This is a genomic window from Streptomyces aculeolatus, assembly GCF_020400605.1.
GTDB classification, from domain to species: Bacteria; Actinomycetota; Actinomycetes; order Streptomycetales; family Streptomycetaceae; genus Streptomyces; species Streptomyces aculeolatus.
Window position 1 is genome coordinate 46,571 of record NZ_JAINRD010000018.1, and the last position, 15,928, is coordinate 62,498.

Consider the following 15,928-nt stretch of genomic DNA (forward strand, 5'->3'; position numbering starts at 1 on the left):
CCGGACGTCCCTTCGAAAGGGGTGTGCATGAAAGCCACTGCCGATGGCGGCAACGCAACCGACACCGCCCCCGCAGGGGCGGCGGCTGCCTTACTGGCCGCGAGGCAGGCGGTCGAGCGGGCGAGCGCCAACCTGCTCGGCCGGCAGGACGTCGAGGGCTGGTGGAAGGGCGACCTGGAGACCAACGTCACCATGGACGCCGAGGACCTGCTGCTGCGCGAGTTCCTCGGCGTACGGGACGAGCACACCACCCGCGCCGCCGCGCGCTTCGTCCGCGGCCGGCAGGACACGGACGGCGCCTGGGCGACGTTCCACGGCGGCCCCGGCGACCTCTCGGCGACCGTCGAGGCGTACGTCGCGCTCCGGCTCGCCGGCGACGCGCCGGACGAGGAGCACATGGCGCGGGCCGCCGCCTGGGTGCGCGCGCACGGCGGCATCGCGGAAAGCCGCGTCTTCACCCGCATCTGGCTCGCGCTGTTCGGGTGGTGGCGCTGGGAGGACCTGCCCGAGCTGCCGCCCGAGCTGATCTACCTGCCCTCCTGGTTCCCGCTGAACATCTACGACTTCGGCTGCTGGGCCCGGCAGACGGTCGTGCCGCTGACCGTCGTCTCCGCCAAGCGCCCCGTGCACCCCGCCCCGTTCGCCCTCGACGAGCTGCACACCGACCCCGCCGTGCCCAACCCGCCCCGGAAGCAGGCGTCGCCGGCGACCTGGGACGGCCTCTTCCAGCGGCTGGACCGGGCGCTGCACGCGTACCGCAAGGTCGCGCTCCGCCCGCTGCGCAAGGCGGCGCTGCGCAGCTGCGCCCGCTGGATCATCGAGCGCCAGGAGAGCGACGGCTGCTGGGGCGGTATCCAGCCGCCCGCGGTCTACTCGGTGATGGCGCTGCACCTCCTCGGCTACGACCTCGACCACCCGGTGCTCAAAGCCGGTCTGGAGTCGCTGGACCGCTTCGCGGTCTGGACCGACGGCACGGAGAGGCCGGACGCGGACACCGACGGCGCGAGTGACACGGGAGACACGCGCGACGACGGCCCGGTCCGGATGATCGAGGCCTGCCAGTCCCCGGTCTGGGACACGTGTCTGGCGACCATCGCGCTTGCCGACGCCGGCGTGCCCGCCGACCACCCCCAGCTCGTCAAGGCCGCCGACTGGATGCTCGCGGAACAGGTGCTGGCCACCGGTGACTGGGCGGTGCGCCGCCCCGGACTCGCCCCCGGCGGCTGGGCCTTCGAGTTCCACAACGACAACTACCCCGACACCGACGACACCGCCGAGGTCGTCCTCGCCCTGCGCCGCGTCGCCCATCCCGACCAGGCGCGCGTCGACGCCGCCGTGGAGCGCGCGGTGCGCTGGCTGGCGGGCATGCAGTCGAAGAACGGCGCCTGGGGCGCGTTCGACGCGGACAACACCTCGGCCCTCCCCAACAAGCTGCCGTTCTGCGACTTCGGCGAGGTCATCGACCCGCCGTCGGCAGACGTCACCGCGCACGTGGTGGAGATGCTGGCCGGCGAGAAGCTCGGCGACGACCCGCACGCCCGCCGCGGCGTGGCCTGGCTGCTCGCCGAGCAGGAGGCGGCCGGCGGCTGGTTCGGCCGCTGGGGCGTCAACTACGTGTACGGCACGGGCTCCGCGGTGCCCGCGCTCGTCGCCGCCGGGCTGCCCGCGTCGCACCCGGCGATCCGCCGGGCCGTGGCCTGGCTGGAGAGGGTGCAGAACGACGACGGCGGCTGGGGCGAGGACCTGCGTTCCTACCCCGACCCCGAGTGGATCGCCCGCGGCGACTCCACCGCCTCGCAGACCGGCTGGGCGCTGCTCGCGCTGCTGGCCGCCGGCGAGCACGACAGCGCGGCCGTCGAGCGCGGCGTGGCCTGGCTGGCCCGCACCCAGCTGCCCGACGGGTCCTGGGACGAGCCGCAGTTCACCGGCACCGGCTTCCCCTGGGACTTCTCCATCAACTACCACCTGTACCGGATGGTCTTCCCGCTGACCGCGCTGGGCCGCTACCTGTCCGCGGCAGCCGGCCTGACGCCGGCCGCCGGTGACGGCCGGGAGGCCTGATGCCCGACGCCCCCGCACCGCTGCTCGTCGTCTGCGCGCTCGGTATCGAGCGCCGGGCGCTGGCCGCGGGCACCGGCCGCGCCGCGAGCGCGGCCGGGGACGCGGGTCCGGTCGACGTGCTGCGTACGGGCATGGGCCCCGAGCGTGCCGAGCGGGCCGTGGCCCGCCGGCTCGCGGAGGACCCGTACCGGGCCGCGCCCGTGATCGCCGCCGGGTTCTGCGCCGGGCTGCTGCCGGACATGCGCCCCGGCGACGTCGTCGTCGCCGACGCCGTACGGGCCGACGGCGAGGACGCCGGGACCACCGGCTGCCCGGACAACGGGCCGCTGCTCGACGCCCTCGCGCTCCTCGACGCCCGGGTGCACACCGGGCTGCTGCTGGGCACCGACCACGTCGTACGCGGCGCGGCCGGCCGCACCCGGCTGCGTGAGCGCGGGGCGGTCGCCGTCGACATGGAGTCCGCCGCCACCTTGCGCACGGCCGCGGCGACCTCCGGGGCCCGGCCGGTGGCCGCCGTCCGGGTGGTCGTCGACGCGCCCGAGCATGAACTCGTCCGTTTCGGAACGCTGCGCGGTGGCATCACCGCGTACCGCGTGCTCAGCTCAGTTCTTCCTGCGTTTTTCGAATGGCACCGTCATGTGATGATCCCCAGGAGGCGAACCTGATGGCCATGCCACTGCGACAGTCGCTCAAGGTTGCCAGCTATCTCTTCTCGCAGCGGACGATCAAGCGGCGGGAGAAGTTCCCGTTGATCGTGGAGCTGGAACCACTCTTCGCGTGCAACCTCAAGTGCGAAGGCTGCGGAAAGATCCAGCATCCCGCGGGCGTGCTCAAGCAGCGCATGCCGGTGGCCCAGGCGGTCGGCGCCGTGCTGGAGTCGGGCGCGCCGATGGTCTCGATCGCGGGCGGCGAGCCGCTGATGCACCCGCAGATCGACGAGATCGTGCGGCAGCTCGTCGCCCGCAAGAAGTTCGTCTTCCTGTGCACCAACGCGATGCTGCTGCGCAAGAAGCTCGACAAGTTCGAGCCCTCGCCGTACTTCGCGTTCGCCGTGCACATCGACGGGCTGCGCGAGCGGCACGACGAGTCCGTCGCCAAGGAAGGCGTCTTCGACGAGGCCGTGGCGGCGATGAAGGAGGCCAAGGCGCGCGGGTTCCGCGTCACCACGAACTCGACCTTCTTCAACACCGACACCCCGCAGACCGTCGTCGAGGTCCTCGACTTCCTCAACGACGACCTCAAGGTGGACGAGATGATGATCTCGCCCGCGTACGCGTACGAGAAGGCGCCCGACCAGGAGCACTTCCTCGGCGTCGAGCAGACTCGCGAGCTGTTCAAGAAGGCGTTCGCCGGCGGCAACCGCAAGCGCTGGAGGCTCAACCACAGCCCGCTGTTCCTCGACTTCCTGGAGGGCAAGGTCGACTTCCCGTGCACGGCCTGGGCCATCCCCAACTACTCGCTCTTCGGCTGGCAGCGTCCCTGCTACCTGATGAGCGACGGCTACGTGCCGACGTACCGGGAGCTGGTCGAGGACACCGACTGGGACAAGTACGGCCGCGGCCGCGACCCCCGGTGCGCCAACTGCATGGCCCACTGCGGCTACGAGCCCACCTCCATCCTCGCCACCACTTCCTCGCTGAAGGAATCCCTGCGGGCAGCGCGGGAGACCGTCGGCGGCAACCGCGTCCGAGGCGGTGCGCGCGGGGAAGGGGAATGAGATGTCGCTCCTGGAGAGCATCGCCGGTCCCGGCGACCTGAAGGCGCTCCCGCCGGAGCGGCTGGACGAACTGGCGGGGGAGATCCGCGAGTTCCTCATCCACGCCGTCGCCCGCACCGGCGGCCACCTCGGCCCCAACCTCGGCGTCGTCGAGCTGACGATGGCGCTGCACCGGGTCTTCGACTCGCCGGCCGACCGCATCCTGTGGGACACCGGCCACCAGTCGTACGTGCACAAACTCCTCACCGGGCGGCAGGACTTCGCCGGGCTGCGCGGCAAGGGCGGCCTGTCCGGCTACCCGTCGCGGGCCGAGTCCGAGCACGACGTCATCGAGAACAGCCACGCCTCCACCGTCCTGGGCTGGGCCGACGGCCTGGCCAAGGCCAATGAGCTGCGCGGCAGCGGCGACCACGTCGTCGCGGTCATCGGCGACGGCGCGCTGACCGGCGGCATGGCCTGGGAGGCGCTCAACAACATCGCCGCCGCCCGGGACCGCCCGCTGGTCATCGTCGTCAACGACAACGAGCGCTCCTACTCGCCCACCATCGGCGGCCTCGCCGACCACCTGGCGACCCTGCGCACCACCGACGGCTACGAGCGCTTCCTGTCCTGGGGCAAGGACCTGCTCGACCGCACGCCGGTGGTGGGCAAGCCGCTGTACGACTCGCTGCACGGCGCGAAGAAGGGCTTCAAGGACGCCTTCGCGCCGCAGGGCATGTTCGAGGACCTGGGGCTGAAGTACGTCGGCCCCGTCGACGGGCACGACACCGCCGCCGTCGAGTCCGCGCTGCGCCGCGCCAAGCGGTTCCACGGGCCGGTCCTCGTGCACTGCCTGACCGAGAAGGGCCGCGGTTACCAGCCCGCGCTGGACGACGAGGCCGACCACTTCCACACCGTCGGCGTCATGGACCCGTTCACCTGCGAGCCGGTGGCGCCCCCCGGCGCGCCGTCGTGGACGTCGGTCTTCTCCGACGAGCTGGTACGCATCGGCGCCGAGCGCGAGGACGTGGTGGCGATCACCGCCGCGATGCTCCACCCCACCGGGCTCGCCGCGTTCGCCGCCGCGTACCCCGGGCGGACCTGGGACGTCGGCATCGCCGAGCAGCACGCCGCGGTGTCCGCCGCGGGCCTGGCGACCGGCGGGCTGCACCCCGTCGTCGCGGTCTACGCCACGTTCCTGAACCGGGCGTTCGACCAGGTGCTGATGGACGTCGCGCTGCACCGCTGCGGGGTGACGTTCGTGCTCGACCGGGCCGGGGTCACCGGCCCGGACGGGGCCTCGCACCACGGCATGTGGGACATGTCGATCCTGCAGGTCGTCCCCGGGCTGCGGATCGCCGCACCGCGCGACGCCGACCAGCTCCGCGCCCAGCTGCGCGAGGCCGTCGCCGTCGACGACGCGCCGACCGTCGTCCGCTTCCCCCGCGGCACGGTGTCCGGGGCCATACCCGCGATCGCGCGCATCGGCGGCATGGACGTGCTGCGCCGCGACGAGCGCGAGGACGTGCTCCTCGTCGGTGTCGGCGCCATGGCGCCCGTCGCGCTGGAGGCCGCGGAGCTGCTCGCCGCACGGGGGCTGGGCTGCACCGTCGTCGACCCGCGCTGGGTCAAGCCCGTCGACGGGCAGCTGCCGCCGCTGGCGGACCGGTTCCGCGTCGCCGCCGTGGTGGAGGACAACAGCGTCGGCTCCGGCGTGGGCGCCGCCGTCGCGCGGGCGCTGCGGGACGCCGAAGTCGACGTACCCTTGCGGACGTTCGGCCTGCCGGGGGAGTTCCTGCCGCACGGCAAGCGGGCCGAGGTGCTCCAGGAGGCAGGGCTGACCCCGGCCCGGATCGCCGCCGCCGTCGGCGGGGTGCCCGCCGCCCGGAGCGGGGAGCCGGCCCGTACCAGAGCGAGGGAAGAAAGCACCCGATGAGCTTCGACATCGGGGCGCTGCTGGCCGAGCGCGGGGGAGAGCGCTACGACCTGCACGCCCGGTACCTCAACCACCAGCTGCCGCGGATGCTGCACACGCTGGGCTTCGACAAGACGTACGTGCGCGGCGAGGGCGCGTACTTCTACGACGAGGAGGGCCGGGACTACCTGGACCTCCTCGCCGGCTTCGGCGTCATGGGACTGGGCCGCAACGACCCGGTCGTCCGCAAGGCCCTGCACGACGTGCTCGACCTGGACCTCGCCGACCTCACCCGCTTCGACTGCCAGCCGCTGCCCGGGCTGCTGGCGGAGAAGCTGCTGGCCCACGCGCCGCACCTGGACCGGGTGTTCTTCTCCAACAGCGGAACGGAGGCCGTCGAGACCGCGCTGAAGTTCGCCCGCTACGCGACCGGCAAGCCGCGCGTCCTCTACTGCGACCAGGCGTTCCACGGGCTGACCACCGGTTCGCTGTCCGTCAACGGCGTCGCGGCCTTCCGCGACGGCTTCGCCCCGCTGCTGCCGGACACCGCGGTCCCGCTGGGCGACCTCGACGCGCTGGAGCGGGAGGTGCGCGCCGGGGACGTCGCGGCGCTCGTCGTCGAGCCGATCCAGGGCAAGGGCGTGCACGCGCCGCCGCCCGGATACCTGCGCGCGGCACAGGAACTGCTCCACAAGCACGGCGGGCTGCTCGTCGCGGACGAGGTGCAGACGGGCATGGGGCGCACCGGGGAGTTCTTCGCGTACGAGCACGAGGAGGGCGTCGAGCCCGACCTCGTGTGCCTGGCCAAGGCGCTGTCCGGGGGGTACGTGCCCGTCGGCGCCACCCTCGGCCGCGACTGGATCTTCAAGAAGGTCTACTCGTCCATGGACCGCGTGCTGGTGCACTCGGCGAGCTTCGGCACCAACGCGCCCGCGATGGCCGCCGGGCTGGCCACCCTGCACGTCCTGGAGGACCGGCGGCTCGTCGAGAACGCCCGGCACACCGGGGACCTGCTGCGCGGCAAGCTGGCCGGGCTGATCGACCGGTACGAACTGCTGCACGACGTGCGCGGGCGCGGGCTGATGGTCGGCATCGAGTTCGGCAAGCCGGCGTCGCTGAAGCTCCGCGGGCGCTGGACGCTGCTCCAGGCCGCCCGCAAGGGGCTGTTCGCGCAGCTGATCGTGGTGCCCCTGCTGCAGCGCCACCGCATCCTCACCCAGGTCTCCGGCGACCGGCAGGAGGTCATCAAGCTGCTGCCGCCGCTGGTGATCGGGGAGCCGGAGGTGCGGCGGTTCCTGGACGCGTTCACGTCGGTGATGGACGAGGCGCACGCGGGCGGCGGGCTGATCTGGGAGTTCGGCCGCACGCTGGCCAAGCAGGCGGTGTCCGGCCGCTGACCGGCGGCGGCCGGCGGCCCCCTCGTGCGGGCGGCGGCCGGCCGCCGCCGGTCTCAGGCGGTCAGCAGGTGGGCGCGCAGCCGGTCGCGGGTCGCATCGCCCAGCTCCAGCGCCTCGCGCAGGTAGCGCTCGACGGTGCCCCAGCGTTCGGCGATCGTGGCGAAGGCCGCGCCGAGGTAGCTCGCCCGCGCGTCGAACAGCGGGCTGAGCAGCTCCATCACCTCCGGCGACGTACCGCCCTGCGCCCCCTCGCCGCGCTGGACCCGGTAGCGCCGGTGCTGCGCGTTGGACTCCAGGTAGTCCGCCTCGATCGCCTCCCGCTCGACGCCCACGGCCAGCAGCGCGAGCGCGATCGTCAGCCCGGCCCGGTCCTTGCCGGCGGCGCAGTGGAGCAGGGCGGGCGTGCCGCCGTCGGCCAGCGAGTGCAGGACCCGGGAGTGCTCCGCGTTGCGGTTGAGGATCATGTCCCGGTACGAGTCCTCCATACGGGCCGCCGCCTGGCCGTCGCCGAGCAGCGAGCGGAGCGTCGGTATGTCGCCGTCGCGGACCAGCTTCCAGAACTCCTTGCCCTCGGCCGGGTCGTTGAGCGGCACGTTGACGTTCCGTACGCCCGGCAGGTCGATGTCGGGGCCGTCGAGGCGGATGTCGGCGGCGTTGCGGAAGTCGAAGACCGTGTGCAGGCCGAGCGAGCCGAGGAAGGCGGCGTCCTCGGCGGTGGCGTGGGCCAGGTGGCCGCTGCGATAGAGCAGGCCGGACCGCGTCTGCCCGCCGCCGGCGGCGGGCAGCCCGCCGATGTCGCGGAAGTTGCGGACACCGGTCAGCTCCGGCTCGGTCGTCTGCGTCATCGAGGCTCCGTAACGTCGGGAGGGCACGGCCCTTCGACAGTACGACAAACGCACGCTGGACAAGGATCCCCCCGGCTGCGATGTTGTGTATCTCTGTTGAGTTATGGGAGATGAGATGGTCGAGGTCGGTGGGAACGGTCGCATCTGGCTGTTGTCGGGTGAGCACAGCAGCTACGCCCTGCGGCTGACCCGGCACGACGAGTTGCTGCACCTCCACTGGGGTCCGCGGCTCGCGCTCGCCGACGCCGAGGCGCTGGCCGCGGAACCGCCGCAACGCTTCCGCTCCTTCGAATCGCGCCTCGACGGCCGCGAGGAGTACCCCGTCGAGGGCGGCCCCCGCTTCGTGCGGCCGGCGCTGTCCGTCCGGGCCGCGGACGGCGGCGGCGGGCGCGGCAGCGAGTGGGAGTTCCGCGGCGCCGAGACCGACGACGAGGTGCTGCGGCTCACCTTCCGCGACCCCGTCCACCGCCTCGGCGTCACCCTGCACTACCGCATGCGCGCCGGCTCCGACGTGCTGGAGCGCTGGGCCACCGCCGTCCACGAGGGCGGCCCCGGCGACCCCGCGCTCGACCTGCTGCGGCTCGACTCCGCGGCCTGGACCCTGCCGCGCGCCGACCGCCGCCGCCTCTCCCACCTGCACGGCCGCTGGGCCGCCGAGAGCCTGCTCGCGCGCGCCGAGCTGACGCCCGGCGAGACCGTCATCGGCAGCCGCCGCGGCCACACCTCGCACCGCCACCTGCCCTGGGTCGCCCTCGACGACGGCACCGCGGGCGAGGAGCACGGCGAGGTCTACGGCTGCGCGCTGGCCTGGTCCGGGTCCTGGCGCATCGCCGTACAGCAGTTGGACGACGGCGTCGTCCAGGCCGTCGGCGGCGCCGGGCACGACGACTCGGGGCTCGTCCGGCTCGCGCCCGGCGAGTCGTACACGGCGCCCGTCTTCGCCGGCCTCTACACCGGCGGCGGCTTCGGCGCCGCGTCCCGCGCCTGGCACGCCTGGCAGCTCGCGCACGTCGTACCGGACGCGCACACCCCCCGGCCCGTCCTCTACAACTCGTGGGAGGCCACCAAGTTCGACGTCGAACTCGACCACCAGCGCGAGCTGGCGCGGCGGGCCGCTTCCATGGGGGTGGAGCTCTTCGTCGTCGACGACGGCTGGTTCGGCGCCCGTACGCACGCGAAGGCGGGGCTCGGCGACTGGACGCCCAACCCCGACCGCTTCCCCGAGGGGCTCAAGCCCCTCGCCGACGAAGTCCACGGCCTCGGCATGCACTTCGGCATCTGGGTCGAGCCGGAGATGGTCAACCCCGACAGCGACCTCTACCGCGCCCACCCCGACTGGGTCCACCACCGGCCGGACCGCCGGCGCACGGAGTTCCGCCACCAGCTCGTGCTGGACCTCGGCCGGCCCGAGGTCAGGACGTACCTGTGGGAGCAGCTCGACGAGCTGCTGCGCTCCGCGCCCATCGACTACGTCAAGTGGGACTTCAACCGCTCCCTGACCGAGCCGGGCGCGCACACCGACCCCTCGCTCCCGCACGTGCAGGGGCTGTACGGCCTGCTGGACCGGCTGCGCGCCGCGCACCCGCACGTCGCCTTCGAGTCCTGCTCGGGCGGCGGCGGCCGGATCGACCTCGGCATCCTGTCCCGCACGGACCAGGTGTGGACCTCCGACAACACCGACCCGCTCGACCGGCTGCCCATCCAGCACGGCATCGGCCAGATCCACCCCGCCCGGGTCACGGCCGCCTGGGTCACCGACAGCCCCAACGAACAGATGCAGGACCGCGTCAGCAGCCTGCGCTACCGCTTCGTCAGCGCCATGGCCGGCGTGCTCGGCGTCGGCGGCGACCTCGCGCGGTGGAGCGGCGAGGAACTGGCCGAGGCCGGGCGCTGGGTGGAGCTGTACAAGCGGATCCGCCCCGCCGTGCAGCTCGGCCGGCTCTACCGGCTGCGGGAGCCGCAGGAGGGCCTCTCCGCGGTGCAGTACGTCCTCGGCGACGACCCCGAGCGGGCCGACGAGGTCGTCGTCCTCGCCTGGCTGCAGGCGCAGCGCTACAACGAGTCGCTGCCGCCGCTGCGCCTCGCGGCGCTCGACACCGCCGCGGAGTACGAGGTGCTGGCCGGCGGCGAGCCGGGCGAGGTGCTGCGGGGAGCGGTGCTCGCGCACCGGGGGCTGCGCACGGGGCTGCACGGCGACCTCGACGCCACGGTGGTGCACCTGCGGCGCCGCTGACGGCCCTCCAGGGGCCGCCGGAGCCGTACGCCACGGACCGCACGCGTGCCCGCGCGGGATGCGCCTTCGCGCGGACCGTCGCACAATGTGACGTGACCGGGGGGACCGACCCCGACGGAGCGGGACCATGCGCTTCCACGACCGTACGGAGGCGGGCCGCGCGCTCGCCCGGCGGCTGCGGGACGGTAGCCCCGCGGCCGGCTCGCCGGCCGCCGGCTCCGCGCCCGCGGCCGTGGTGCTCGCGCTGCCGCGCGGCGGCGTGCCCGTCGCGTACGAGGTCGCCCGCGCCCTCGGCGCCCCGCTCGACGTGCTGCTCGTCCGCAAGATCGGCCACCCGCACCACCCCGAGTACGGCCTCGGCGCGGTGGCGGGCGACGCCCCGCCGCTCTACGACCCCGACGCCCTCGCCGGCGCCGGGCTCACCGAGGCCGACCTCGCGGCCACCGCCGAGCGGGAGCGCGCCGAGCTGCGCCGCCGCGCCGCGGTCTACCGCGGCGGCCGCCCGGCGCCCGCGCTCGCCGGGCGCTGGGCCGTCGTCGTGGACGACGGGCTCGCCACCGGCGCGACCGCCCGCGCGGCGCTGCGCGCGGCCCGGACGGCGGGGCCCGCCCGGCTCACCCTGGCCGTGCCCGTGGCGGCGGCGGAGGGGCTCAGGGCGGTACGGAGCGAGGCGGACGACGTGACGTGCCTGTACGCGCCGGGGGACTTCGGCGCGGTCGGACTCTGGTACGACGACTTCGAGCAGCTGACGGATGCCGACGTGCTCGAACTGCTCGGAACTGGCTGAAAAGCGGTCGGAACCAGCCTGCTGAATGCCCGTCAACTAACGTGAAACAGCCGTTGGTTGGACATGCTGAGAACCTATGCCAGCGGCAAGCGGAGCCCACTAAGCTGCTTGCGATGCTCAGCGTGATCGCTCGGCATCACACAGTCGTTCGACCCTGAGGATGCTCATGGATCCAGCGGGACCCGCCTCCGGCGGCCGGCGGACGGAATTCGTCCGCTGGTGGCTGATACCCACCGCCGTCGTGGTCGTGAGCACGGCCATCGCGCTGCCGCTCGTCTCCGCGGACGCGCGCACGCCCGTCGCCGTATGCGGCGTCGTGGCCGCCCTCGTGGTCGCCGTCGCCACCGCCGCGGCCGAGCGCCGCGGGCGCGCCGCCAGCGAGCGGTACGCCGGGCAGGCGGACCACCAGGCCGCGTGGGAGCGCCGGCTCGCCGCCCAGGAAGCCGAGATGGTGCGGCTCGCGGGCCTGCTGCCGCAGGCCGTCGCGCGGCTGCAGCAGGGCGAGTACGCAGAGGACGTGCTCGCCGACATAGAGGCGGAGAAGTCGCTGACCCCGCAGGTGCGCGCCGCCCACGCGGCCGCGCTGCGCTCCGTCGTCGAAGCGGTGCAGAACGCCGAGGACCTGCGCGTCTCCGCAGAGCGCGGCTTCGTCAACATCGCCCGCCGGGTGCAGGCCATCATCCACCAGCAGGCGCGCAGCCTGCGGGAGATGGAGGACCGGCACGGCAGCCGGCACGAGTTCTTCGCCGACCTGCTCAAGCTCGACCACGGCACCGCGCTGGTCGGCCGGCTGGCCGACAGCATCGCCGTGCTCGGCGGCGACCGGCCGGGCCGCCAGTGGGGCAAGGCCATCGCGCTCTACAGCGTGCTGCGCGGCGGCATGTCCCGGATCATCGACTACCAGCGCGTCGAACTGCACCCGGTGGCCGAGGTCGCCGTCGTCGGCTCGGCCGTCGAGCCGCTGATCCACGCCGTCGCCGAACTCCTCGACAACGCCACCCGGTACTCGCCGCCGCACGCCAAGGTCCACCTGTCCGCCACGGAGGTGCAGTCGGGCGTCGCCATCGAGATCGAGGACGGCGGCGTGGGCCTCAGCGAGGAGGCGCGCGAGCGCGCGGAGCGCATGCTCGCCGAGGCGCAGGCCGGCATCGACCTCAACGACCTCGGCGAGACCCCGCGGCTCGGGCTCGCGGTCGTCGGCCGGCTGGCGCAGACCTACGACTTCCGCGTCTCGCTGCGCCCGTCCGCGTACGGCGGCGTACGCGCGGTGCTCGTCGTGCCCCAGGTCCTGCTCACCACCACGCCGGCCACCGGCACCGCCCACGGCATCGGCGCCACCTCCGGGCCGCGGCCGCTGCGCACCCCCCCGCCGCCGGCCGGGATCGAGGGCAGCGCCGACGCGCGCGCGGGCCTCACGCGCAGCCGGGACCGGGTGCCGCCCACCCGGCAGGCGGGCCCCCAGCCGTCGCCGCCCGCGCACGCCGAGCAGACCGCCGGCAGCCTGCCGCAGCGCCGCCGCCGGGCCCCGGTCGCGCCGCCCGCCGCCCCGGCGGCCGGCAAGCAGGCGTCCGGACGGCGTACGGCCACCGCGTACCCGGCCGGAACCGAGAACGGCGCCGCGGAGGGCCGCGGCGTCGAACCGGGCCTGTGGCTCGGGGACTTCACCCGCGGCCTGGAGGGCGAGCCGCAGACCGGGGGTGCGGACGACGCGGCGGAGCCGAAAGAGCCGGACGCGCCCGCCCCCGGCACGGCCGGGGCGCCCGGGGCGACGGCCCCGGAAGGCCCCGCCCACCGCGGGCCGGGCGGCGGAGCAGCGGAACCGGCCAATCCATCATCGGGCGAGGAGAACTGACGTGGCGCAGCGAGCGGACATGGACTGGATGCTCCGGGATCTGGCCGAGAGCGTCCCCGAGACCCGGCACGTCGTGGTCCTGTCCTCCGACGGGCTGCGGATGGCACAGCACGGCACCGAGCCGGACACGGCCGACCGGCTCGCCGCCGCCTGCGCCGGGCTGCAGAGCCTGGCGAAGTCGATCGCGAGCGTGTTCCCGGACAGCAACGGCAAGATGCGGATGCTGGTCATCGAGGTCAGCGGCGGCTTCTTCTATCTCATGGCCGCGGGCGCCGGCGCGTATCTGGCGGTCGCGGCCGACGAAGGAGTCGACGCGGGCCTGATGGGCCAGCGCATGCGCGATCTCGTGGCACGCATCGGGGCACACCTGACAAGCCCACCGCGGAGCGACGGACAGGCCATATGAACCAAGCGGACCACGAGTGGCACGACGACGGTCCCGAACGGCTCTACGTCATCACCGGCGGACGCAGCGGAACCGCCGCCCAGGGCGCACTCGACCTGGTCACCCTCGTCATATCCCGGGCGCAGCCGGCGCCCGGGATGCAGCCCGAGCGCGCGGCCATCGTCCGGTTGTGCCGTGCGCCGCTGTCCGTCGCCGAGCTGACCGCCTATCTGCGCCTGCCCTTCAGCGCGGTGGCGGTGCTCGTCGCGGACCTGATGGCGGAGGGTGCGGTCGAGATCCGCTCCTCCGTGCCGCCCGTGGCAGACCTGCGACTCCTCGAGGAAGTAATGGATGGACTCGAACAGCTTTGACGCAGTCGTGGGTCCGCGCAGCGAGGACCTCCTGCCGGCGTCGGCCACGACGTCGGTCAAGGTCGTGGTCGTGGGCGGGTTCGGCGTCGGGAAGACGACCATGGTCGGCGCGGTCAGCGAGATCGAGCCGATGACGACCGAGGAGACGATGACCCGGGCCGGCGAGGGCGTGGACCACCTCGCCGGCGTCCCGGACAAGAGCGAGACGACCGTCGCCATGGACTTCGGCCGGATCAGCCTCAACGAGCGGATGGTGCTCTACCTGTTCGGCGCGCCCGGCCAGCAGCGCTTCTGGTTCCTGTGGCAGGGCCTCTTCGAGGGCGCGCTCGGAGCCGTCGTCCTGGTCGACACCCGGCGGCTCGAAGCCTGCTTCGACGTGCTGGGCCGGCTGGAGGAGGGCGCGGTGCCGTTCCTCGTCGCCGTCAACCGGTTCCCGGACGCCCCGTACCACTCCCTGGAGGAGATACGTTCCGCGCTCGACCTGCCCGAGCACGTGCCGCTCATCACCTGCGACGCGCGCGACCGGGACTCCTCCCGCAGCGTCCTGAAGTCCCTGGTGCGGTTCCTGCACTCCATCGCCCTGACCACGGAGGCGTCCTGACGCCCGATCGGGCCCCGAGGTAGCCGCAAGAGGTTTCAACTGTGCCCGTACGCCCCTATGTTGGGGCGGCCCCCCACGCGTCGCTCAGGACTCAGGCACCGCTCACTGGGAGGCCCCTTGTCCCGCTTCACCAGCACCCCGGGTTTCAGCCGCCGCCGTTTCCTCGCGCTCGCGTCCGGGGTGACCCTGGCCGCCGCGCTGCCCGTCGCCGCCCTGTCCGCCGCGCCCGCGTGGGCCGAACCCCGCTTCCGCGGCGACCCGTTCGCCCTCGGCGTCGCCTCCGGCGACCCGGCGCCGGACGGTGTCGTGCTGTGGACCCGGCTCGCGCCCGACCCGCTGGCGGCCGACGGCCGGGGCGGAATGCCCGGGTACCGGGTGCCCGTGCGGTGGCAGGTCGCCGAGGACCCGTGGTTCCGCCGGGTCCGGCGCTCGGGGGTCGAGCAGGCCGTGCCCGAGCTGGGCCACTCGGTGCACGCCGAGGTCCGGGGGCTGGAGCCGGACCGGGAGTACTGGTACCGCTTCCGCGTCGGCCGGCACGTCAGCGCCACCGGGCGCACGAGGACCGCGCCCGCCGCGGACGCCGCCATCGCCTCGATGGCCTTCGCCTTCGTCAGCTGCCAGAACTACCCGGACGGCCACTTCACCGCGCTGCACCACCTCGCCGAGGAGGACGTCGACGTCGTCGTCCACCTCGGCGACTACATCTACGAGGGCGGCGCCCAGGGCACCATCGGCCGCGGCCACCTGCCCGCCGGCGAACTCCACTCGCTCTCCGACTACCGGGTGCGCTACGGCCAGTACAAGCTGGACCCCGACCTCCAGGCCGAACATGCCGCCCACCCGTGGATCGTGGTGCTCGACGACCACGAGGTCGACAACAACTGGGCCGACGGCCTCGACGGCGACGACGTCGGCGGCGCCGAGTTCGCGGCCCGGCGCGCCGCCGCCTTCCAGGCGTACTACGAGAACCTGCCGCTGCGCCGCTCCTCCCTGCCCGCGGGCCCGCACATGCAGCTCTACCGCCGGCTGCCCTACGGCACGCTCGCCCAGTTCCACGTCGTCGACACCCGCCAGTTCCGCGACAACCAGGCGTGCGGCGACGGGCGGCAGTTCGACTGCGACGAGCGCCTCGACCCCGAGCGCACCATGCTCGGCGCCGACCAGGAGGCGTGGCTGCTCGACGGGCTCACCCGGTCGCGCACCACCTGGGACGTGATGGCCAACCAGATCATGACCATGCAGGGCGACTCCGCCGAGGGCATCGAGCAGGCGTTCGGCATGGACACCTGGGACGGCTACGCCGCCGCGCGGCAGCGCCTCTTCGACGGCGTGGAGAAGCGCGGCATCGGCAACTTCGTCGTCGTCACCGGCGACGCCCACCGCAGCGTGGCCGCCGACCTCAAGCACGACTTCGACGACCCCGCCTCGGCCACCGTCGGCGTCGAGTTCCTCGGGACCTCCATCAGCTCGGGCGGCAACGGCTCGGATCAGGACGAGTGGGGCCGGGTCTGGCTCCAGGAGAACCCGCACATGAAGTTCCACAACGTCCAGCGCGGCTACGGCGTCTGCGAGGTGACCCGCGAGAGCTGGCGCACCGACTACCGCGTCGTCTCCCACGTCACCAGCCCCGGGGCCGCCGTCGCCACCCGCGCCCGCGTCCACGTGGCGGCGGGCCGCCCCGGCATACAGGAGGTGGAGCAGCCGGGCGTCCCGCGGCCCTGATCCGCGCGCCGGGCGGGGGAGCGCGTCCCGAACTCCGCGGCGCGGTGCGGAAATGCGGGTGCC

At 73.8% G+C, this 15,928-nt stretch carries 13 protein-coding genes; 12 read left to right on the forward strand and 1 reads right to left on the reverse strand.

Annotation, left to right across the window (positions count from 1 at the left end; genetic code table 11):
- Positions 1-27 precede the first annotated feature (27 nt).
- From shc to LG396_RS26155, 5 genes are read left to right on the forward strand one after another with little or no spacing between them, the layout of a single operon-like run.
- On the forward strand, positions 28-2,061 hold the full coding sequence (shc, locus tag LG396_RS26135; RefSeq protein ID WP_225796623.1) for a squalene--hopene cyclase: 2,034 nt from the start codon (positions 28-30) through the stop codon (positions 2,059-2,061).
- Complete coding sequence (locus LG396_RS26140) at positions 2,061-2,726, forward strand: phosphorylase family protein (RefSeq protein WP_225796624.1); 666 nt, start codon at positions 2,061-2,063, stop codon at positions 2,724-2,726. The genes shc and LG396_RS26140 overlap by 1 nt, the downstream gene beginning before the upstream one ends.
- Positions 2,726-3,778, forward strand: a complete 1,053-nt coding sequence (gene hpnH / locus LG396_RS26145) for an adenosyl-hopene transferase HpnH (RefSeq protein ID WP_018838698.1) — start codon at positions 2,726-2,728, stop codon at positions 3,776-3,778. Before LG396_RS26140 ends, hpnH begins: the two co-directional genes overlap by 1 nt.
- A gap of 1 nt (position 3,779) precedes the next feature.
- Complete coding sequence (dxs, locus tag LG396_RS26150; protein ID WP_037751117.1) at positions 3,780-5,693, forward strand: 1-deoxy-D-xylulose-5-phosphate synthase; 1,914 nt, start codon at positions 3,780-3,782, stop codon at positions 5,691-5,693.
- Positions 5,690-7,069 carry an aspartate aminotransferase family protein gene (locus LG396_RS26155; protein WP_100301790.1) on the forward strand — a complete coding sequence of 460 codons (1,380 nt, stop codon included), beginning with the start codon at positions 5,690-5,692 and terminating at the stop codon, positions 7,067-7,069. The genes dxs and LG396_RS26155 overlap by 4 nt, the downstream gene beginning before the upstream one ends.
- A gap of 53 nt (positions 7,070-7,122) precedes the next feature.
- Here the strand turns inward: LG396_RS26155 and LG396_RS26160 are convergent, their stop codons facing one another.
- Positions 7,123-7,914, reverse strand: a complete 792-nt coding sequence (locus LG396_RS26160) for a tyrosine-protein phosphatase (RefSeq protein WP_225796625.1) — start codon at positions 7,912-7,914, stop codon at positions 7,123-7,125.
- 115 nt (positions 7,915-8,029) lie between these two features.
- On the opposite strand from LG396_RS26160, the gene LG396_RS26165 reads away from it, so the two are divergent.
- From LG396_RS26165 to LG396_RS26195, 7 genes are all read left to right on the forward strand, one after another.
- Positions 8,030-10,147, forward strand: a complete 2,118-nt coding sequence (locus LG396_RS26165; RefSeq protein WP_225796626.1) for an alpha-galactosidase — start codon at positions 8,030-8,032, stop codon at positions 10,145-10,147.
- A 127-nt stretch (positions 10,148-10,274) separates the two neighbouring features.
- Positions 10,275-10,934 (forward strand): phosphoribosyltransferase, encoded by a 660-nt coding sequence (locus LG396_RS26170; RefSeq protein WP_225796627.1) that lies wholly within the window; start codon positions 10,275-10,277, stop codon positions 10,932-10,934.
- A 166-nt stretch (positions 10,935-11,100) separates the two neighbouring features.
- The gene (locus LG396_RS26175) at positions 11,101-12,786 is read left to right on the forward strand and encodes a sensor histidine kinase (RefSeq protein ID WP_037751107.1); all 1,686 of its coding nucleotides are present in this window, start codon (positions 11,101-11,103) and stop codon (positions 12,784-12,786) included.
- Between the two features lie 19 nt (positions 12,787-12,805).
- A complete protein-coding gene (locus LG396_RS26180) occupies positions 12,806-13,192 on the forward strand; it encodes a roadblock/LC7 domain-containing protein (protein ID WP_018838691.1) in 387 nt (128 codons plus the stop codon).
- On the forward strand, positions 13,189-13,542 hold the full coding sequence (locus LG396_RS26185) for a DUF742 domain-containing protein (RefSeq protein ID WP_018838690.1): 354 nt from the start codon (positions 13,189-13,191) through the stop codon (positions 13,540-13,542). The genes LG396_RS26180 and LG396_RS26185 overlap by 4 nt, the downstream gene beginning before the upstream one ends.
- Positions 13,523-14,143: a GTP-binding protein gene (locus LG396_RS26190; RefSeq protein ID WP_026276505.1), complete on the forward strand. Its 621-nt coding sequence runs from the start codon at positions 13,523-13,525 to the stop codon at positions 14,141-14,143. The genes LG396_RS26185 and LG396_RS26190 overlap by 20 nt, the downstream gene beginning before the upstream one ends.
- Before the next feature lie 117 nt (positions 14,144-14,260).
- Positions 14,261-15,865, forward strand: a complete 1,605-nt coding sequence (locus LG396_RS26195) for an alkaline phosphatase D family protein (protein WP_037751105.1) — start codon at positions 14,261-14,263, stop codon at positions 15,863-15,865.
- Positions 15,866-15,928: the final 63 nt, after the last annotated feature.

Excerpts from the sequence above, each read along its gene's own strand:
- shc (WP_225796623.1), top strand. The coding sequence starts at position 28 with ATGAAAGCCACTGCCGATGGCGGCAACGCAACCGACACCGCCCCCGCA.
- LG396_RS26190 (WP_026276505.1), top strand. The coding sequence starts at position 13,523 with ATGGACTCGAACAGCTTTGACGCAGTCGTGGGTCCGCGCAGCGAGGAC.
- LG396_RS26185 (WP_018838690.1), top strand. The coding sequence starts at position 13,189 with ATGAACCAAGCGGACCACGAGTGGCACGACGACGGTCCCGAACGGCTC.
- hpnH (WP_018838698.1), top strand. The coding sequence starts at position 2,726 with ATGGCCATGCCACTGCGACAGTCGCTCAAGGTTGCCAGCTATCTCTTC.
- LG396_RS26180 (WP_018838691.1), top strand. The coding sequence starts at position 12,806 with ATGGACTGGATGCTCCGGGATCTGGCCGAGAGCGTCCCCGAGACCCGG.
- LG396_RS26170 (WP_225796627.1), top strand. The coding sequence starts at position 10,275 with ATGCGCTTCCACGACCGTACGGAGGCGGGCCGCGCGCTCGCCCGGCGG.
- LG396_RS26160 (WP_225796625.1), bottom strand. The coding sequence starts at position 7,914 with ATGACGCAGACGACCGAGCCGGAGCTGACCGGTGTCCGCAACTTCCGC.
- LG396_RS26165 (WP_225796626.1), top strand. The coding sequence starts at position 8,030 with ATGGTCGAGGTCGGTGGGAACGGTCGCATCTGGCTGTTGTCGGGTGAG.
- dxs (WP_037751117.1), top strand. The coding sequence starts at position 3,780 with ATGTCGCTCCTGGAGAGCATCGCCGGTCCCGGCGACCTGAAGGCGCTC.
- LG396_RS26175 (WP_037751107.1), top strand. The coding sequence starts at position 11,101 with ATGGATCCAGCGGGACCCGCCTCCGGCGGCCGGCGGACGGAATTCGTC.
- LG396_RS26155 (WP_100301790.1), top strand. The coding sequence starts at position 5,690 with ATGAGCTTCGACATCGGGGCGCTGCTGGCCGAGCGCGGGGGAGAGCGC.
- LG396_RS26140 (WP_225796624.1), top strand. The coding sequence starts at position 2,061 with ATGCCCGACGCCCCCGCACCGCTGCTCGTCGTCTGCGCGCTCGGTATC.